This window comes from Nocardia higoensis (assembly GCF_015477835.1).
Classification (GTDB): domain Bacteria; phylum Actinomycetota; class Actinomycetes; order Mycobacteriales; family Mycobacteriaceae; genus Nocardia; species Nocardia higoensis_A.
This window is the reverse complement of the sequence record NZ_JADLQN010000001.1, coordinates 329,529-347,687: the sequence shown is the minus strand read 5'-3', so window position 1 is coordinate 347,687 and position 18,159 is coordinate 329,529. Positions and strand designations below refer to the sequence as shown.

Genomic DNA, 18,159 nt, shown 5'->3' with positions numbered 1-18,159 from the left:
TCCGGAGTCGCGCACCGGGCGGATGCGAGGACGGAACGAACAGGTTCCAGGCAACCTGCCACAGGATTTGATAACAGCTGGTCACTTAACATCCCGGAGGCGGGCGCGCTCGACCGCACCGGGGCCGACGTGTTCACCGGATCAGTGCGCAGAGTCCGCCGAGATCGCCTCGGTGTAGACCGCTACCAGCCGCGCGAGATGCCGTGACTGGCGCGATCGGTCGACGAGTGCGGTCAGTGCTGCGCGCATGGCGGGCAGCCGGGAGCGGTCCCGCGCCAGGGAGTCCAGTGCCTCGGCGAGGGCGGACACCGACGAGTCGGCGGCACGCAGACCGCCGGATTCGGAGATTGTTTCGGCGAGTTCGGGATCGCAGTAGACGACCGGCAGGCCGGTGGCGACCGCCTCGAGCAGCACCATGCCCTGGGTGTCGCAGTCGGAGGTGAGCAGCAGGACGTCGTGCTCGCGCATGGCCCGCAGGACGGCGGCTTGATCCACCTCGCCGTGCAGCCGGACGCGGTCGCCCACCCCCGACGCGGAGATCGCCGCGCGTACCTCGTCGGCGAGCCTGCCGCCGCCGTAGACGTCGAGGGTGCAGTCGGCGACCCGGCGCACGACCTCGACGGCTTCGAGGGGTCGCTTCTCGGGCGAGAGCCGCCCGCACCACAGCACGCGCAGTGGCGCGCGCCGATCCGCATCGACGGCACCCGCGGAGCCGTCGTCGTCGTGTTCGAACGCGCGGCTCCGGTCCGGTGAGGTCGGGCGCGACGACCCCGGTGTCGAGGAGACCGAGCGCGGGCGCCGGGCGCCGGGCGCCGGGTCGGAATCCAGCACGCTGTCGAGCAGGGCGTCGTCGACCCCGTTGGAAATGACGTGGATCGGGCGCTCGACACCCCGGGCGGCCAGGCGGCGCGCGAAGTGCTCGGTCGGGACGGTCACGTGGTCGGCGGCATCGGCCTGGGCGATCAGCGGTCGCCAGGCCAGCCGGGCGACCCGGCCGTCGCCGGGCAGCGCGGCCACCGCCCGCCCGCGCAGCGGGACGAACCAGCCGTGCAACAGCCGCATGCTCAGTGCGGCGGACAACGGTGCGGGAGCGTACTTCTCGATGACGGTGTCGTCGCGGCTCTGCAGGGTCTGGACGATGGGCACACCGTGTCGACGGGCGGCGCGGGTGCCGAGGATGCCGCAACCGTAGGTGGTCAACGCGTGCACGATGTCGACCGGGCCGCGGGTGGCGAAGGCGGCGTCGATGGCGAAGCGATTGGCGCGGGTCGGCAGCACCATCGGCAGTCCGCCCGCCAGCGTGGCCAACGGGATCGGCCGCAGCAGCACGATATCGGCGTCGGCGGGACCGGGTTCCGGTGCGGGCGGGCAGAAGACGGTGACCCGATGTCCTTGGCCGCGCAACCCTGTGGTCAGGGCGCGCATCGCGGTCTGCACGCCGCCCAGGGTGGCGGGGTGGAAGTCGGTGAACAGGGCGATGTGCACTGCCGCGTCGCCGCTCAGCCCGCGGCCTGCTTCACGAGCCGCTCCACCTCGTCGGCCGTGGCGGCCACCCCGTTCTCGGCGGCGACCGCACGACCGAGTTCCGCTGCCTCACGACGCGATTCGGGCGTCAGCGCGGCGGTCAGGGCCTGATACAGGCGGTTCTCGGTGAGCGAGGGGTAGGGGAAGCCGCCGCCGATGCCGAGCGCGGTCATCCGCCAGCCGTAGTAGAACTGGTCGCTGTGCACGCCGACGACCACGGCGGGCAGGCCGCAGCGGAGCACATCGTGGGTATTGCCGCTGCCGCCGTGGTGCACGACCGCGGCGCAGCGGGGCAGCACTCGGTCGTAGTCGAAGGAATCGAGGACGAACAGCCGCTCGTCGTGGGTGGCGCCGCGGGGGAAGCCCTCTCCTCGCACGGTGACCAACGCCCGCGTGCCCAGCCGACGGCACACCGCCTCGATCAGGGTGAGGCAGGCGGGCGGGTCGAGGACGGGCATGCCGGTCATGCAGAAGTAGACCGGCGGATCACCGGCGTCGAGCCAGGTGTCCAGCGCCGGATCCACCGTCGCCTCACCCCACGCCGCGCGCAGGTGGGCGGGCATGACCGGCGCGCCCACCACGGTCGAGCGGTCGGGCCAGTCCGCGGGTTTCGGCAACAGCACCGGGCTGACCATGTGGATCAGCGGGATGCCTTCCTCGCGCATGCGGCGGAACGGGTTTCGTGGGCGGCCGCGCAGCCCCATCATCTCCCGGACGCGCTTGTCCACCTTGTGGTAGGCGAACCCGTAGGCGAGTTCGAAGCCGGTGTAGCTGGCCAGGCGCAGTCGTTTCGAGGTGATCATGTGCTTGACCATGAACGAGGACGGGAACTCCTCGGTGCGCTCCAGCGGATACGGCAGGCAACCGACCACCGGCTGCCCGGTCAACTCCCTGCGGTCCATCGCCCACGGCAGGATGGAGGCGCACACGACCAAGATGTCGGCCGAGTCGGCGGCCGTGGCCAGCGCTTCGTGCATCCGCTCGCCGCGCTCACCCGCCATGATCTTCACGGTGTCGAGCATGATCTTGACGAACGGCAGCGTCGCGCCCGAGGACAGTGCGCGCTTGGCCGCCTCGGTCTCCAGCAGTTCCGCGGAGTTGAACGGGATCACCACCGGCTCGAAGCCCGCCGCGCGCACCACATGGGCGTAGTTCTCGGTGGCCGTCATGACGACATCGTGTCCGCGCGAGCGCAATTCGTCGGCCAGGGCGAGGTAGGGCTGATGGTCGCCCCTGGTGCCCGCTGTCAGCAACGCGATACGCATACTCTCGCTTCCGTTCGTCGGCCGCGGGAAAGCGGCCGGGTGGTGACGACACTGCCGCGACGCGGTCCCGATGCTAGTGTCCGCGGGTGGTCGACGACACCCGCCCTGCCCTGCGGTTCGGAATTCTCGGCGCGGCCCGCATCGCGCCCGCCGCCGTGATCGCGCCCACTCGGCGCAACCCGGAGGTGGCCGTCACGGCGGTGGCGGCCAGAGATCGGGCACGGGCCGAGCGCTTCGCGGGCAAGCACGGCATCGGTCGCGTGTACGACAGTTATCCCGCACTGCTGGACGATCCCGACATCGACGCCGTCTACATCCCGCTGCCCAACGGCTTGCACGGACGCTGGACACGGGCGGCGCTCGCGGCGGGCAAGCACGTGCTGTGCGAGAAACCGTTCACCGCCGACGCGGCCGAGGCGCGCGAGATCGGCGCGCTCGCCGAGCAATCCGGTCTCGTGGTGATGGAGGCCTTCCACTACCGCTACCACCCGTTGACCACGGCCGCCGAAGAAGTGGTCGCCTCCGGCGAACTCGGAACGTTGCGCCACGTCGAGGCCGCGGTGTGCTTCCCGCTGCCTCGCTTCTCCGATATCCGCTACGACTACGACCTCGCGGGCGGGGCGCTCATGGACGCCGGCTGCTACGCCGTGCACATGGCCAGGTTGCTCGGCGGCGCGGAGCCCGAAGTGGTGGCCGCGCGGGCGAAGCTGCGTGATCCGCGCGTCGATCGCGCCATGCGCGCCGACCTGCGTTTCGCCTCCGGTCACACCGGAGGCGTCCGCGCCTCGATGTGGTCGGCGGACCTGCTGCGGGTCGCTGTCACGGTGACCGGCGAGCGCGGGCGCATGCGAGTGCTCAACCCGCTGCTGCCGCACCAGGGGCATCTGCTCTCGTTGCGCACCGACGAACGCGGGCTCCGTCGCCGGTTCACCCGCCGCACCTCCTACGACTACCAACTCGACGCCTTCGCCGATGCCGTGCTGCGCGGCGGGCCGGTGGCGACCGGGCCCGGCGACTCCGTGGCCAATATGACCGTCATCGACGCCATCTACTCGGCCGCCGGGCTGCCGTTGCGCCGGCCCAGTTGAGTCGCGCGCTCGCGGCCGCCCTCGTGCGCCGCCCGTGGGCGCACCCCGCTCACCGCCCGCACTGCTCGTCGAGGAAATCGGCGATATGACCGAAGACGTCCAGGGCTGCTCCGCGACCGATGAAGGTGTCGAGGTGGCCGTAGGACGGGATCTCCACGTAGCGCACGTCCAATCCCGGCTCCCGCTCGGCGAGCACCTCGTGACACAGCTTGTTGGCTCCCGGCCACGCCTCGTTGCGGCTGCCCGACAGCAACAGCACCGGGCAGTCGATGCGTCCCGCGCTGTCGAGGGCGTTCTCGGGCAGCGCCGCATAGCGTTCGTCGTCGAGAGAGCACCGGACGACCGCGCGGGCCAACTCCATCTGACGCAGATGCGGGAGCATCGACAGCCCGATCGCGCCGAACAGGTCGGCCAGCCGGTCGTGGGTGCGGGGGTCGAGGTGGTGGTGTTCGAACAGCTTCGAGCCCATGCCCCAGCCGTGGTGCACCATGCGGCAGGTCGGGTCCGGGCACTCCCCCTTGCGGGAGAGCGCCGCGTAGAGCAGGGTCCGCTTCGACCACAGGCCGACCTTGCGGAAATCGGAGTCCAGGTGGGTGACGCGCCCGCCGATCATTTCGCTGCCGAGCAACACCCGCATCCGCGACGAGCCGCTCACCTTCGGCGTCAGGAACACGCCTTGAGCGACCACGCCCGCCAACCCGGGCAGCAGTCCCGCGGTCAGCGCCGAGGCCACTGCCAGCGCGCCGACGCAGTGCGCGACCACGAACAGCGGCCGGTCCCCGGTGTGCCGGCGCACCTGTTCGACCGCCGCGGGCAGGTCGTAGAGAGCCACGTCGTCGAGGGTGTACCGGTGGCCGGATTCGTTGTAGGGCAGCAGGCTGCTGCCCCGCCAGTCCAGCAGCCACGATTCGTAGCCCGCGTCGGCGAGCACGTCGGTGACATTGCGGATCTCCGGCAGGTCGAACATCCGCGAGGAAACACCGTGCCCGTGCACGAAGAGCACGGCGGGCGCGTCGTCAGGTCCCGATCGGCGCAGCATCAGGTCGATGCCGTCGGCGGTGCGGAACCGGAATCCGTCGTCGATGCGGTCGTCGCGGTACGTGGGGAGTCGGTCCATCATCGGCGGCGTTCCTCTCGCAGGGCGCGGCGCAGGTCGAGCAGGTCGACGCCGACCCGCAGCATCGGTTCCATCAGGCTCACGCCGAGCTGCCCGCCGAACCAGCTCAGCCACAACAGTTTCGCCAGTCGTTGCTGACGTTCGGGCAGTCGCGGGTCCACCCGGATGCCGTCGATCTGATCGGACAGGTAGGTGTGCATCGGGACGGCGATCTCACCGGACCAGGACGCGGGTTGTCCGGCGGGGCCGATCTCGATCAGCTGGGTGCCCAGCTGGCGGACGAAGCGACGGCGGGCGGCGGCGAACTTGTGGCCGGTCAGCCACCAGCTGCGGCCGTCGGCGGCTCGCAGGGTCAGGTCGTAGCGCATGATCGGGTGCCGGGACTCGTGGTGCAGCGGCAGGCCGTCGTGCGGACGGACGGCGGCCGTGCCGGTGACGGTCAGCGGCTCGTCGTGGATGGCCGGGCAGGTCAGTTCGCCACCGACGTCGAGGACGCGGGCGGTGAATGCCTGCGCGCTGTCGGCGATCGACAGGGTCAGTCGCAGATCGCAGGGGAGGTCGGCGGCGCCGCCGACGGGGCCGATCGTCCCGCTGAGGGTTTCGTCGAAGCGCAGGTACGGTTCGCCGCCGGGCGCGCCGAGCCCGGCCGTCGCCGCGAGCATCCTGCCGCCCGCCGCCGCGCCGGATATCGGAGCGGGCAAGCCGTGCGCGGCCACGAAAGCTTCGGTGCGGTCGGCGCGGGAGGGCGGCACCCCCACCATCGCCGCCAGCTGCCGCCGCGCGACCGGGCTCTGCAACACCTGCGCCAGCGACTCCAGTTCGGGAGCGGGTTCCTCGCGGATCGCGCGGACCACGTCGTCGCACCAGTTCTCCCAGTGCTGCACGCGCACCCCGAGGCCGCCGAGCGTGGTCCTGGCGACGATCTGCTCGAGCGAGGTCGGTTCGCCGGTCAGGTGATAGGTGTGTCCCCAGGCGCTCGGCCGCGTGACGATCTCCGCGGCCACCCGGCTCACCCAGTCCACCGGCGCGCCGTTGAGGTACCGGAAGCCGGGCACGGTACGAAAACGCAGCAACGCGGCGGTGATTCCGCTGTTGAGATCGCGCGGATTGTGCGCCCCGGTCTCCGGATGGGTGCCGATCCCGCCCGGACGCAGGATCGTCACGGTGAGACCGTGCTCGCCTGCCCGGCGCAGGATCGCCTCGGCCGCCCACTTGGAGCGGTCGTAGCCGATCGGCAGCGTCGCCACGGGCGCGGTCGGATCGTCCTCCCCCAGTGATCGCGACTCGACACCGTTGAACACCGCCAGCGAGGAGATGTGGTGTATCGGTGTCGACCTGCCGGTGCAGGCCAGTTCGGCGAGGGTGAGCGGGCCGAGGACATTCGTGCGTCGCAGCGAGGGATATCCGCGCAGGAAGTCCACCGCGGCCGCGGCGTTGACGATCGAATCCACCTGCGCCGCCGCTTTTTCCCACTGTTCGTCGGACAGTCCGAGCCTGGGCTCGCGCAGATCGCCCGCCAGCGGCGTTACCCGGCGCAGCACCTCTCGCGAGGACGGCAGAGCGAAACGTCGCAGCGCGTCGATCAATCGTTCTCGCGCCGTGTCCTCGTCGTCGGCGCGGATCAGGCACACCACGTGGGCGTCGCTGTGCCGCAACAGGTCCAGCAGGAGGTGACTGCCGAGGAAGCCGGTCGCGCCGGTGAGCAGGATGCGCCGGGGCTCGACCCGCTCCGCCGGGGTGACCAGCGGGAGCCTGTCCGCGCCGGACAGATCGGCGAAGAGCTGGGCGAGATCGTCGGTGTCGATGTCCCCGCCCTCGGTGCCGATGCCATCACCGGCGCGGCGACCGAAGGCACCGTCGCCGACTTCGCCGGCCTCGAGATCCCGCCCTGCTGCCACTCCGCTGACCGGTGCGGTGACGGTCGGATCCGCCAGCCATCGCTGCGCCAGCCTGCGCGGACGCGCGTCGAAGAAGACCGTGTCGAGATCGAGGTGGACGCCGAGATCGCCCGCCAGTGCCGCGACGAATTCGACGGCGGCCAGCGAGGTGCCACCCGCGTCGAAGAAGTCGGTGTCGGGGCCCATCGGGGTGGCGCTGAAGCGGGTGGCCAGCGCGGTGATCGCCGCGGCCAGCGTCGGCATATCCCTCGGTGGACTCGGCGAATTCCGCGCGGGCACTCCTGGCTCGGCGGGTACGGCCGAACCGTTCCGCTCGGCAACGGAGTCCGCTGTGGGTGGGGTGACGGAAGCGTCCGGTAGGGGACTGCGGATGCCGGACGGGGGCGACGCGCTGCCCCCGAGGCCGGTGCGGGCGAGCAGGGCGGCGACATCGAGTCCGGTGCCGCGCTCCAGGGATTCGCCGCGAGCGCGACGGTCCGGGACGGAGTCGCGGACCGGGGTGGGTTCGGCCGTGTCGGTCACGGGGTCGTCTCCTCCTCGTACTGGTCGATCGCCGTCCAGGATCGGAATTCACGCAACTGCCGGGGCGAGACGGAGGCGTCGAGTGTTTCGTCGTGCCGGGCGAGGCCGGCGAGCCGGGCGACCAGGCGGCGGGCGGGGGTATTGCGGGCGGTGTGTTCCACCCGTACGCGCACGGTCGCGCAGTCGAGCGCTTCGGCGCGGTCGGCGATCCAGGCGAACAGGCGTTCCTCGACGCCGCGGCCGAGGGCGCGGCAGCTGAGGTGCCAGCCGGTGATCGTCAGGGTGGCGTCGTCGACGCGCAGCGCCAGCACCCCGATGAGGCCGTACTCGCCGAAACGGTCCCGGGCGGTGGCGGTCCAGACCTCGCCCTCGGCGCGCCATCGGTCGAGATCGTCGGGCCCGGCGGCGCCCAGCGTGAACTGGTTGGTGCGGCGCACGAGCTGGCGGGCTCGTGCGCCGGTCCGCTCGGTCAGCTCCTCGATGTCGACCTCGAGGCCCAGGTGTTCCAGGAACGCGCCGAATTCGGTGCTCGCGCGGGCGTCGTCGCGTTGCCGCTCCTGCCGGTAGTAGTCGGCGCGGGCACGGTCCTCGGCGGTGGTCGCGACCGGGGTCATCGGCCACAGCCTGGTCAGGAAGGCGGGCAGGTCCGCGGCGGGCGGGCAGGTGACCGACAGGACTTCGGGCAGCGCCGCGCGCATCCGCGCTACCTCGACGGGATTGTCGTCGAGGTAGCAGAACTCGGCGAGGCCGAGGTGCAGGGTGCGGGCCAGTTCCGCCACGCGGGCGGGCTTGTCCTCCCAGCCCGCCGAGACAGCGGCGAAATCGTCGTAGCGCACAGGGCTGTCGGCCCGGTCGAGGATCGCGCGCACGACATCGTCGTCGTTGTTGCTCACCAGAGCCAGCAGGGTTCCGGCCGCTCGCCACTGCCGCAGGCGGTCGGTCAGCGCGAGCCGCGCGTCGTCGAAGAGGACGGCATCGGCGCCGATTTCGCCTGCGATGCCGCTCCAGAGAGTGTCGTCGCCGTCGACGACGATCACCTTCGGAGCGGGTTCGGTCACCGCGGCGACGGTGTCGGCGAGCGTGAGCGCCACGGCCGCCTGGAATTCGGCGGTGAACGGCAGGTGGGCCATGATGTCGGTGCGCTCGTCGAAGACCGTCGGCACGGCGTGGCGGTGGGTCCATTCGGCCGTCTCCAGCAGCGCGACACCGGGGATGTCGCGCAGCCGGTCGGCGACCGTCCGTTCCCAGTCGAGCAGGCGCCGATCGGGCTCGTGTGAGGGCAGGATGCCGACGATGATCGGCCTGCGGGTCCGTTCGGCCACCGCACGCACCGCCGCCGGGTACTCCTCGGCCAGCTCGGCGAGCAGTGCGTCGGTGAGTGAGCCGAACCGTTGCAGGTCGGCCGCGCGCAGCAAGGCGATAGCCAGTGCCGTCGACGGCTGCGCGAACACCCCGGACGGGTCGCGCAGGGCGGCCGTCAGATGGTGGTAGGGCGCTTCGGCGACCGTGATCGGCGTGCTCTCGGCGGAGGCGGCGCCCAGCAATTCGGGAATCCTGCCGAGCGCGAATGTCGCGCCGAGGGCCGCGCGCACCACGGCCGGGAACGCACCGCCCGCGGTGACCGAGGCGGGCGCGCCCGGATCGGCCACCACGGCGGCGACTGTCGCCAGATACTGCTTTCCCAGCTCGCTGCAGGCGGCCTCGTCGAGGATGTCGCTGTTGTAGGTCAGCCAGAGCCGGCCGGTGTCCGGCAGCACCGCCACCATCAGGTCGAGGTCGGAATATCCGGTGCTCACCGGAACCAGGTCGGCCCGGCCGGACGCCGAAGGCGCGCGCAGGTAGTTGAAGTAGACCTCCACCATCGGCGCGTTCTCGCGGTGGAGCCCCTGGGCCGCCAGCGCGGCCAGCACATCACCGAAGCCGGCGCCCGGCACGAGCAGCCCCCGCAGCCGCTCACCGATGCGGCGCAGCACATCGGAAACCGCCTCACCCGGCTCGACCGCGGCCGGGAACGGCACGGGCACGCCGAAGTAGCCGACCGCGCCGACGGCATCGGCGTGCATGCGGGTGTCCACCGGCACCGCGAGGGCGAACCGATCGGCGCCGCTGTGCCTGGCCAGGAACACCGTGAGCGCGCCGAGGAACACCGCCGCCGGGGTGATACCCAGTTCCCGCGCCCGCTCGGCCGCTCGGTCGTGCAGATCGGCGGGCAGGTCCAGCGCGAGAGCGGCCGCGCCGTAGGTGCGTTCGGCGGGCCGCGCCGATCCCAGCTCGAGCCGGCGAGCGCCCGCGAACGCCTCCCGCCATCGCCTGACGGCCTCGTCCGCCTCGCCCGGCTTGTCCGCCTGCGCCGAGAGCAGTTGACGCATATCGCGATTCGTCGGCACATCGGCCAGTGGACCCGCACCGGACAGTTCGGCGGCCAGTTCCCCGGCGACCAGCAGGACCGACTGCACATCGCTCATGCTGTGGTGCGCGCCGATGAGCAGGATCTGACCGCTCGCACCGCCGTCGAGCAGCTCGAACCGCCACAGCGGTCCGGTCGCCAGGTCGAAAGGCCGCGCCATGAGTTCCCGGAAGCGCGCCGCGGCGATCGCGTCGTCGAGACCGTCGAGTTCCCGCCATCCACCGACCACGCCGGATTCCCGGGTGATCGCCAGTTGCCTGCCGTGCTCGTCGCTCGACCGGATGGTGGTGCGCAGCGCGGCGTGCCGATGCGCGAGTGCGGTGAGGGCGCGCTGGAACGCGGCCCGGGTGACGGTGGTCGGCAGGCGCAGGGCGAGACCGCCGGTCTGGGCGGCGCTGGGGATGCCGAGTTGCTCGGTGCGCAGCAGTCGCACCATGTCTCTGGTCAGCGGTAGCGTCTCGAGGTCGGGCACGTCGGCGGCGGACTCCGCGTCGGTGCCGGAACCCTCGTCGCCGTTGTCCTGGTCGCGGACCTGGTCGAGCAGGTAGCCGGCCAGCGCGGTCAGGTCGCTGTCGGCGAGGATGGCGCCCAGCGGCACCACGATCCCGGTGTGTTCGCGCACCTTGTTGCGCAGTTCGACCGCCATGAGCGAGTCGAGGCCGAGGCTCTGGAAGCTCTGGTCGAGCGCCACCGTCTCGTTGCCGTCGTGCCCCAGCACCTGCCCGGTCCATTCCGCGACGGCGGTGCGCGCCAGTGCGGCGGCTTCGGCGGGGGAAGCGCTGCGCAGGCGTTCGGCGAATCCGGTGCCCGCGGCGGCCGCACGTCGCCCACGGTCGGCCGCCGCGCGCCGCGCGGGCCCGCGCACGAGTCCGCGCAACAGCGAGGGCAGTTCGGGCGAGTGACGCAGTACCCCGGCGTCGAGCAGCAGCGGGACCACGATCGGCTCGTCGACTCGCAGCGCCGCGTCGAAGCACGCCATGCCCTCGGGCACCGAGAACGCCCGCACACCCGCGCGGGTGATCCGACGGATGTCGGCCTGGGACATGTGCTCGTGCATATCGACCTCCCAGGCGCCCCAGGCCAGGGCCTGCGCGGGCAGGCCGAGACGACGCCGGTGCACGGCCAACGCGTCGAGGTAGGCGTTGGCCGCCGCGTAATTGGCCTGGCCGGGCGTGCCGAAGAGGCCGCCCGCGGCCGAGAAGAGCACGAACAGCGACAGGTCCCGGTCGGCGGTGAGCTCGTGCAGGTATTGCGCCGCATCGACTTTCGGTCTGAGCACGGCATCGAGACGCTCCGGTGTGAGCGTGCCGAGAGTGCCGTCGTCGAGGACGGTGGCGGCGTGTACCACACCGGCCAGCGGCAGATCCGCGAGCAGATCCGCCACGGCGGCGCGGTCGGTGATGTCGCATCGCGCGAAACGTACGCGGACACCGCGGCGGGTCAGCTCGTCGCGCAGCGTGTGCCCGCCGGGTCCGTCGATGCCGCGGCGGCTGACCAGCACCAGGTCACGCGCGCCGTAGGCATCGGCCAGGTGCAGCGCTAGTGCGGAGCCCAGCCGTCCCGGCGCGCCGGTGATCAGCACCGCGCCGTCACGGATCCGCCGGCGGCCCGCGGCATTGCTCGCCGGTTCCGGCAGCCCGGCCAGCCGCGGGACGTAGGCGACGCCCGCACGCACCGCCCACTGTGGTTCGTCGCTCGCCACAAGCGCGGTGAGCTCCGCTGCCGACAGCGCCGGATCCCACGGCCCGGCCGCACGATCGGCCTCGGCGCCGTCGGACGACACACCGGTCCGGGTGGCGTTGGCAGTGGGCCCACCCGGAATGTCCGCCAGGACGATCCGGCCGGGATTCTCCGATTGCGCCGAACGCACCAGTCCCCAGACGACCGCGCCTGCCGGGTCGGGCTCGTCGTCGCCGGGCAGCGCGACCGCGCCCGTGGTCCGCACGACCACGGTACTGCGTTCGAACCGGGGATCCGCCAGGATCCGCTGCAGCGCGGCGAGCATGTGTTGCGCGGCGGCGTGTGCCTCGCCGGGCGAATCGCCGGTGCGTGCGGGCACGACGACGATATCGGCGGGCGCGGGGTCGGTGGCGTCCCAGGTGCGCACGGTGCGTGTCGGGTCCGGCGCGGGAAGCCGGCGCGCAGTCCACCGCACGGTGAACAGCCTGCGGTGCGCGGGCGCGAGCGCGGCGGCGTCCCAGTGCACGGCATCGACCGGGCGCGACAGCACCGATCCGACCGAGATCACCGGACGACCGCCGGGATCGGTGGCGGTGAGGGCGATGCTGTCCGGCCCGGATCGGGTCAGGCGCACGCGCAGCGCGGTGGCTCCCGAGGCCGTCAGGGTGACATCGCTCCACACGAACGGCAGCAGGGCGCTGCCGGTGTCGGCGGAGAACAACGTGGTCGCGTGCAGGGCGGCGTCGAGCAGCGCCGGGTGGATGCCGAACTTCGCGGCGTCCGCGTGCGCGGCCTCGTCCAGTTCGATCTCGGCGTAGAACTCGACGGTGTCGCGGCCACCGCCGTTCGCTGTGCCGCCGTCGTCGGTGTCATGAGCACCGTCGGCACCTGTCTCGGCGCCGGGGGCCGACCCGGCGCGCGCGCTCGCGCCGTCGCCCGGAACACGCCAGAGCGCCCGCGCCGCTCGGAACAGCGGTCCGTAGTGATGACCACGGGCCGCCAACGTCGCGTACAGCTCGCCGACGTCGACCGGGACCGCCCCTTCGGGCGGCCACGTCGAGGATTGTTCGCCGACCGCGGTTTCCGGTCGCGACTCCGGCGCCGCGAATTCCGCCGCCGACCGCGGCTGCACAGTCGAGAGCTCCCCCACCGGCGTCGCGAACTCCTCGGCCAGCATTCCTTCGGCGTGCAGGGTCCATGCCGGATCGGGATCGCGATCCTCGCGCCCGTAGACGCGCACGACGCGCCCGCCGTCGTCCCGCTCCCCGCCGACCACGACCTGTATCCGCACGGCGTCGCGTTCGGGCACCAGCAGCGGAGCACGCAACACCAGCTCTCGCACCACCGGCGTGCCGACTTCGTCACCGGCCCGCACGGCCATCTCGACCAGCGAAGCACCCGGCAGCAGCACCGTGTTCGGCCCCGCGTGCTCGCTGACCCAGGGCTGCTGTCCTCGCGAGATCCGTCCGGTCAGCGTCACACCGCCGGACTCCGGATTCGGCACCGCCGCACCCAGAATCGGATGGGCGAGGGATTCGTCGGGACCGAGCGCGCCGCCGTGGCGGATGGGGTCGGTCCAGAACCTGCGCTCGTCGAAAGCGTAGGTGGGCAGGTCGACTCGGCCGGACTCCGGAAGCAGCGCGCCCCAGTCGAGTTCGTGCCCCGCCACATACAGTGCCGCGCGGGAGGCGGCCAGGCAGGCCGGTCCGTCCTGGTCGCGCACCAGCGACCCGACCGCCACCACCTCGCGGCCCCGATCCTCCGACACCGACTGGACGGCGGTGGTCAGCGACGGATGCACGCCCAGCTCGACGAAATAGCGGAAGCCGTCCTCGATCATCGCCTCGATCGTGGCGGCGAAGCGAACGGTCTCGCGCGCGTTGCGATACCAGTACTCCGGTTCGATCGGCTCGCCCGCCACGGGCGCACCGGACACCGTCGAATACCACGGCGTCACCGGCGGATTCGCCATCATTCCGGACAATTCCGCGGTCAGTGGTTCCCGGATGGCCTCGATCAGGCGGCAGTGCCCGGCGAAACCCGGGCCGGACGCGCCGAGCCGGGTGTAGACCCCCGTCTGCTCCAGTTCGGCGAGCAATTGCTCCACGGCGGGCTGCTCACCGGCCACGATCGTCGAGCGACCGACATTGACCGCCGCGATCGAGATCCGGCCGTCGAAAGCCGCCAGGCGGTCGGCGGTCCGTCCCTCGGGCAGGCCGACGATCGCCATCGCCCCCGGCTCCGCGATATCGCTCATCAACCGGCTGCGCGCGACGACGATGCGAGCGGCATCGCCGAGTTCCAGCACGCCCGCGCAGTAGGCCGCGGCGATCTCCCCTTGACTGTGCCCGACCACAGCGTCCGGGATGACGCCCGCCGCGCGCCAGGATGCGGCGAGCGCGGCCATCGTGGCGAACAGCAGCGGCTGCACGACCGGGAAGTCGATCAGGTCCGCCGCGGTCATGGTCATGACCCGGTCGGCGAGCGACCAGCCGAGCAGCGCGGCGAATTCCTTGTCGCAGTGCAGGAATTCGGCGCGGAAATCTTCGTCGCGCTCGAGCAGATCGCGTGCCATGCCGACCCATTGGGCACCCTGGCCCGGGAACACGAACGCGGTCTTGGCGTGAGTGAGTACCGCGCCGGTACCCACGACCGCACGAGTGGACCCGCGGCCCTCGACCAGATCGGTCAACCCGCCCAGCATCTCGTCGCGATCGGCGGCGATCACCACCGCGCGCCGCTCGAAGCGGGTGCGCTCGAAGGCCAGCGAGCGGGCGATCGGCCCCGGCGCGAGCGTCGGATCGCCGAGCACCAGATCACGCAACCGCCGCGCCTGGCCGAGCAGGGACGCCTCGCTGCGCGCCGAGATCGGTAGCAACAGCACCCGTCCTTCGTGCGTCGACGCGGCCGACGCCTCCGAAACGCCACCGTCCTGCGCGGCGAGGGCGCCGACCGGATTCGCGGTGCCGGTCTGCGACGCGACGGTCGCGTCGCAGACCGCGCCGGGATCGCGCGCAGCGGCCGATTCGCCCGAACCGTGGGCTCCCGGTGCGACCGTCGCCGTGGGCACCGCGCCGGGCGCGGGCGCGACGGCGGGCTCGGGCGGCGCCTGCTCGAGGATCAGGTGCGTATTGGTGCCGCTGAGGCCGAAAGCGCTGACCGCGGCCCGCCGTGGACGCGATCGCGCGGGCCAGGGCATCGGCTCGGCTTGTACGGCGATTCCGCTGTGTTCCCAGTCGACCTGGGGCGAGGGCACTCGGGCGTTCAGCGTGGCGGGGATGCGCTCGTGCCCGAGGGCGAGCACCAGTTTGATGATGCCCGCGACGCCTGCCGCGGCCTGGGTGTGGCCGAGGTTGGATTTGAGCGAGCCGATGCCCAGCGGCCGGTCGGGGTCGCGGCCGGGGCCGTAGACCCGCGCCAGGGCACGGGCCTCGATCGGGTCGCCGAGCGCGGTGCCGGTGCCGTGGGCTTCCACGTAGTCGATGTCGTGCGGCGAGAGTCCCGTCGCGCGCAGCGCGGAGCGGAGCACCTGTTCCTGCGCAGCGCCGTTCGGGGCGCTCAGGCCCTGGCTGCGACCGTCCTGATTGACCGCGGATCCGCGGATGACCGCCAGCACCCGGTCACCGTCACGGCGGGCGTCGGTGAGGCGCTTCAGCATGATCATGCCCGCCCCCTCGGCCCACACCGTGCCGTCGGCCTCGGCGGAGAACGGCGCGCACGTGCCGCGCGGCGAGAGCACACCCAGCCGGGACAGCTCGATGTGCGGGGTCGGCGACATGAGCAGGGTGACCCCGCCCGCGAGCGCGGCGTCGCACTCCCCCGCGCGCAACGCCTGCACCGCCTGGTGCACGGCCACGATCGAGGAGGAGCAGGCGGTGTCGACACTGACCGCCGGGCCGTGCAGGCCGAGGGTGTAGGAGATGCGTCCGGAGGCGACGCTCGGCGAGAGGCCGGTGCCCACTTGGCCGTTCAACTGTTCGGGAGCCGGGTCGGCGAGATAGCCAGTGCTGTAGAGGCCGAGGTAGACGCCGGTCTGACTGCCGTGCAGAGTGCGCGGATCGCGGCCGGAGCGTTCGATCGCCTCCCAGGCCAGTTGCAGCATGACGCGCTGCTGGGGATCCATCACGGCGGCTTCGCGGGGGCCGATGCCGAAGAAGGCGGCATCGAACAGGTCGAGTCCGTCGATGTAGCCGCCGCGGAAGGTGTAAGCGCGACCGGGAGCGGAGGTGTCGGGGTCGTAGAGTCCGTCGATGTTCCAGCGCCCGGCCGGGAGGTCGGTGATCCCGTCGGCTTCGCCGTCGAGCATCCGCCACAGCGCTTCCGGCGAATCCACCGAGCCGGGGAAGCGGCACGACATCGACAGGATCGCGATGGCGTCGTCGACGGTCTCGTCTGCCGGTTCCAGCCCACTCGCGCCGAGGCGGATCTCCGTTGCGCTGTCCGGCTTCTCGGTGTCGGTCTCCGCCGCGATTTCGGCGGGAGCGAGGGCCTCGGCCACACCGGCGATGGTGGGATGATCGAAGAACAGATTCGTGTCGAGGAACCTCCCGGCGAAATCGGAGAGGTCGACTACCAACTCCACCAGATCGGCCGAGCCCAGACCGAATTCGACCAGGGGACGATGCGCGTCGATGCGTTCGGGGTCCAGCTCGGCCTGCCGGGCGATGGCCGCCACCAGCCAGGAACGAATCTCCTCCACCGTCGGGCCCGCGCCCGGCCCGGTCTGCTCGTGCCGCTCCGTGCCCGAGGCGGCGTGTTCGGCGGCCGACGGGCCATCCGGACCCGTTTCGGCGGCGGCGGATTCGGCGGATATGCCGTAGTCCAGCGTGTCGTAGTCGTCGAGTTCGTCCTCGGGCGACCGGATCGGGGCGGCGCTCAGGGCGAGCAATTCCCCGGACAGGTACGCCTGGCGGCAGGCCGAGCGCTGGACCTTGCCGCTGCTGGTCTTGAACATCGTCGCGGGCCGGATCAGCACGACCGCGGCGAGCGCGAGCCCGTGTTCGGTCGTGATCACCGCGCGCACCGCGCCCGCGATCTCGGCGAGCACGGCGGGGTCGTCACCACGCACCTCGGCGACCACGACCGGCTGTTCCCCGTCGATCCCGATATCGACCGAGAACGCGGCGACGCACCCGGCGCGAATGCCTTCGTGCGCGGTCTCGACGGTGGCCTCGATGTCCTGCGGATAGTGATTGCGTCCGTCGACGATCAGCAGGTCCTTGCGCCGCCCGGTGACGAAGAGCTGCCCCCGCGAGAAGAATCCGAGATCGCCGGTGCGCAGGTAGCGGCGATCGTCTCCGGGCAGGGTCGCGCCGAACACCTCGGCGCCTGCCTGCTCGTCGCGGAAGTAGCCCGCCGCCACGCTGCCGCCCGCGACCCAGATCTCACCTTCGGCGCCCTCGTCGAGGCGATGCCCCCGCTCGGGATCGACGATGGCGACCGCCATGCCGCCGACCGGCTGCCCGACCCCGGTCAGCTCCACTTCTCGCGCGCCCGGAAGATCGCTGGGCACGACATCGAAGACCGGCCGCGCGGACACCTCGGGCGCGGTCACGATGAGCGTCGCCTCGGCCAGTCCGTAGACCGGGTGATGCGCCTCGGGCCGAAAGCCGGCCGGGGCGAAGGTCTCGGCGAACCGGCGCACGGTGGCGGGCCGCACCGGCTCGGAGCCGTTGAACGCGACCCGCCACCGGCTCAGGTCCAGCGATTCGAGCTGTTCGGGTGTCACCCGGCGCACACAGAGTTCGTAGGCGAAGTTCGGACCGCCGCTGGTGTGCGCGCGGAACTCCGAGACGGCCCGCAGCCAGCGGTGCGGGCGCTGCAGGAAGTGCAGCGGTGACATGAGCACCGAATGCGCCCCGTGATATACCGTCTGCAGCAGCGGTGCGATCAGGCCCATGTCGTGGTACATCGGCAGCCAGCTGGCGAACAGCGCGCCGTCCCACGATTCGATCAGATCGCGGTCGTGACCGAGCCCGACGGCGAGCGCGCCCTGGTTGTGCAGCAGATTCGCGTGGGTCAGCATCACGCCGCGCGGCGCGCTCGTCGAGCCGGAGGTGTACTGGAGGAAGGCGAGCGAGTCCGGACCGATGTCGGGTTCCTGCCAGCGGGCGGCCTCGTCCGAGGCGATGTCGTCGGTGGCGAGCCATTCGATTCCGGCCAGTTCGGGGATTTCGGCGCACAGCGCGAGGAGGTCGTCGACTACCCGGCGCGGGGCGAGCACCACATCGACATCGGCGTGCGCGACCATCCGCCGCAACCTGCGCAGCGATCGGGTCTCCCACTCCGGCAGCGGCGCCGGAACCGCCACCACTCCGGCGGCCAGGCACCCGAAGAACGTCTCGGCGAACTCCGGCCCCGCCGGGTAGAGCATCAGCGCCCGCCGCGCACCCGACTCCTGCAGGGCCGCGCCGATCGCCTTGGTGCGCAGACCCAGATCGCCGTAGGTCAGTGCCCTGCTCGGACCGTCGACCTCCCCCTCGTCGAGAAACCGGTATACCGGCGCTTCCGGCCGAGATTCGGTATGGCCGAACAGTTTTCCCACGAAAGTGTTACGCACGAGTTGAGTCCTGACGTCCGGTCCGTGGTACACCCGTCGGTTTACCCGGGGATCTGTATTGCGTTGGAGAAGTAGCACACTGGTGTCTGGGACCACAGT

At 71.7% G+C, this 18,159-nt stretch carries 6 protein-coding genes; 1 reads left to right on the top strand and 5 read right to left on the bottom strand.

Features of this window, described 5'->3' with window-relative positions; genetic code table 11:
* Positions 1-141: 141 nt before the first annotated feature.
* Entirely contained in the window at positions 142-1,485 is a 1,344-nt protein-coding gene (locus IU449_RS01455; RefSeq protein WP_195000166.1) for a glycosyltransferase, read from the bottom strand.
* Between the two features lie 14 nt (positions 1,486-1,499).
* Positions 1,500-2,789, bottom strand: coding sequence for a glycosyltransferase (locus IU449_RS01450; RefSeq protein WP_195000165.1), 1,290 nt, complete (start codon positions 2,787-2,789; stop codon positions 1,500-1,502).
* Positions 2,790-2,875: 86 nt separating this feature from the next.
* Here IU449_RS01450 and IU449_RS01445 point away from each other — a divergent pair, with 86 nt between their 5' ends.
* Positions 2,876-3,877, top strand: a complete 1,002-nt coding sequence (locus tag IU449_RS01445; RefSeq protein ID WP_195000164.1) for a Gfo/Idh/MocA family protein — start codon at positions 2,876-2,878, stop codon at positions 3,875-3,877.
* A 49-nt stretch (positions 3,878-3,926) separates the two neighbouring features.
* On the opposite strand, the gene IU449_RS01440 is transcribed toward IU449_RS01445, so the two are convergent.
* The 3 genes from IU449_RS01440 to IU449_RS01430 are packed head-to-tail and all read right to left on the bottom strand — an operon-like array spanning position 3,927 to position 18,060.
* Positions 3,927-4,997, bottom strand: coding sequence for an alpha/beta hydrolase (locus IU449_RS01440; RefSeq protein WP_195000163.1), 1,071 nt, complete (start codon positions 4,995-4,997; stop codon positions 3,927-3,929).
* Complete coding sequence (locus IU449_RS01435; protein WP_195000162.1) at positions 4,994-7,414, bottom strand: thioester reductase domain-containing protein; 2,421 nt, start codon at positions 7,412-7,414, stop codon at positions 4,994-4,996. The genes IU449_RS01440 and IU449_RS01435 overlap by 4 nt, the downstream gene beginning before the upstream one ends.
* Positions 7,411-18,060 (bottom strand): type I polyketide synthase, encoded by a 10,650-nt coding sequence (locus IU449_RS01430; protein ID WP_195000161.1) that lies wholly within the window; start codon positions 18,058-18,060, stop codon positions 7,411-7,413. The genes IU449_RS01435 and IU449_RS01430 overlap by 4 nt, the downstream gene beginning before the upstream one ends.
* Positions 18,061-18,159 lie beyond the last annotated feature (99 nt).

Coding starts and splice junctions, on each gene's coding strand:
- IU449_RS01440 (WP_195000163.1), bottom strand. CDS start 4,997: ATGATGGACCGACTCCCCACGTACCGCGACGACCGCATCGACGACGGA.
- IU449_RS01450 (WP_195000165.1), bottom strand. CDS start 2,789: ATGCGTATCGCGTTGCTGACAGCGGGCACCAGGGGCGACCATCAGCCC.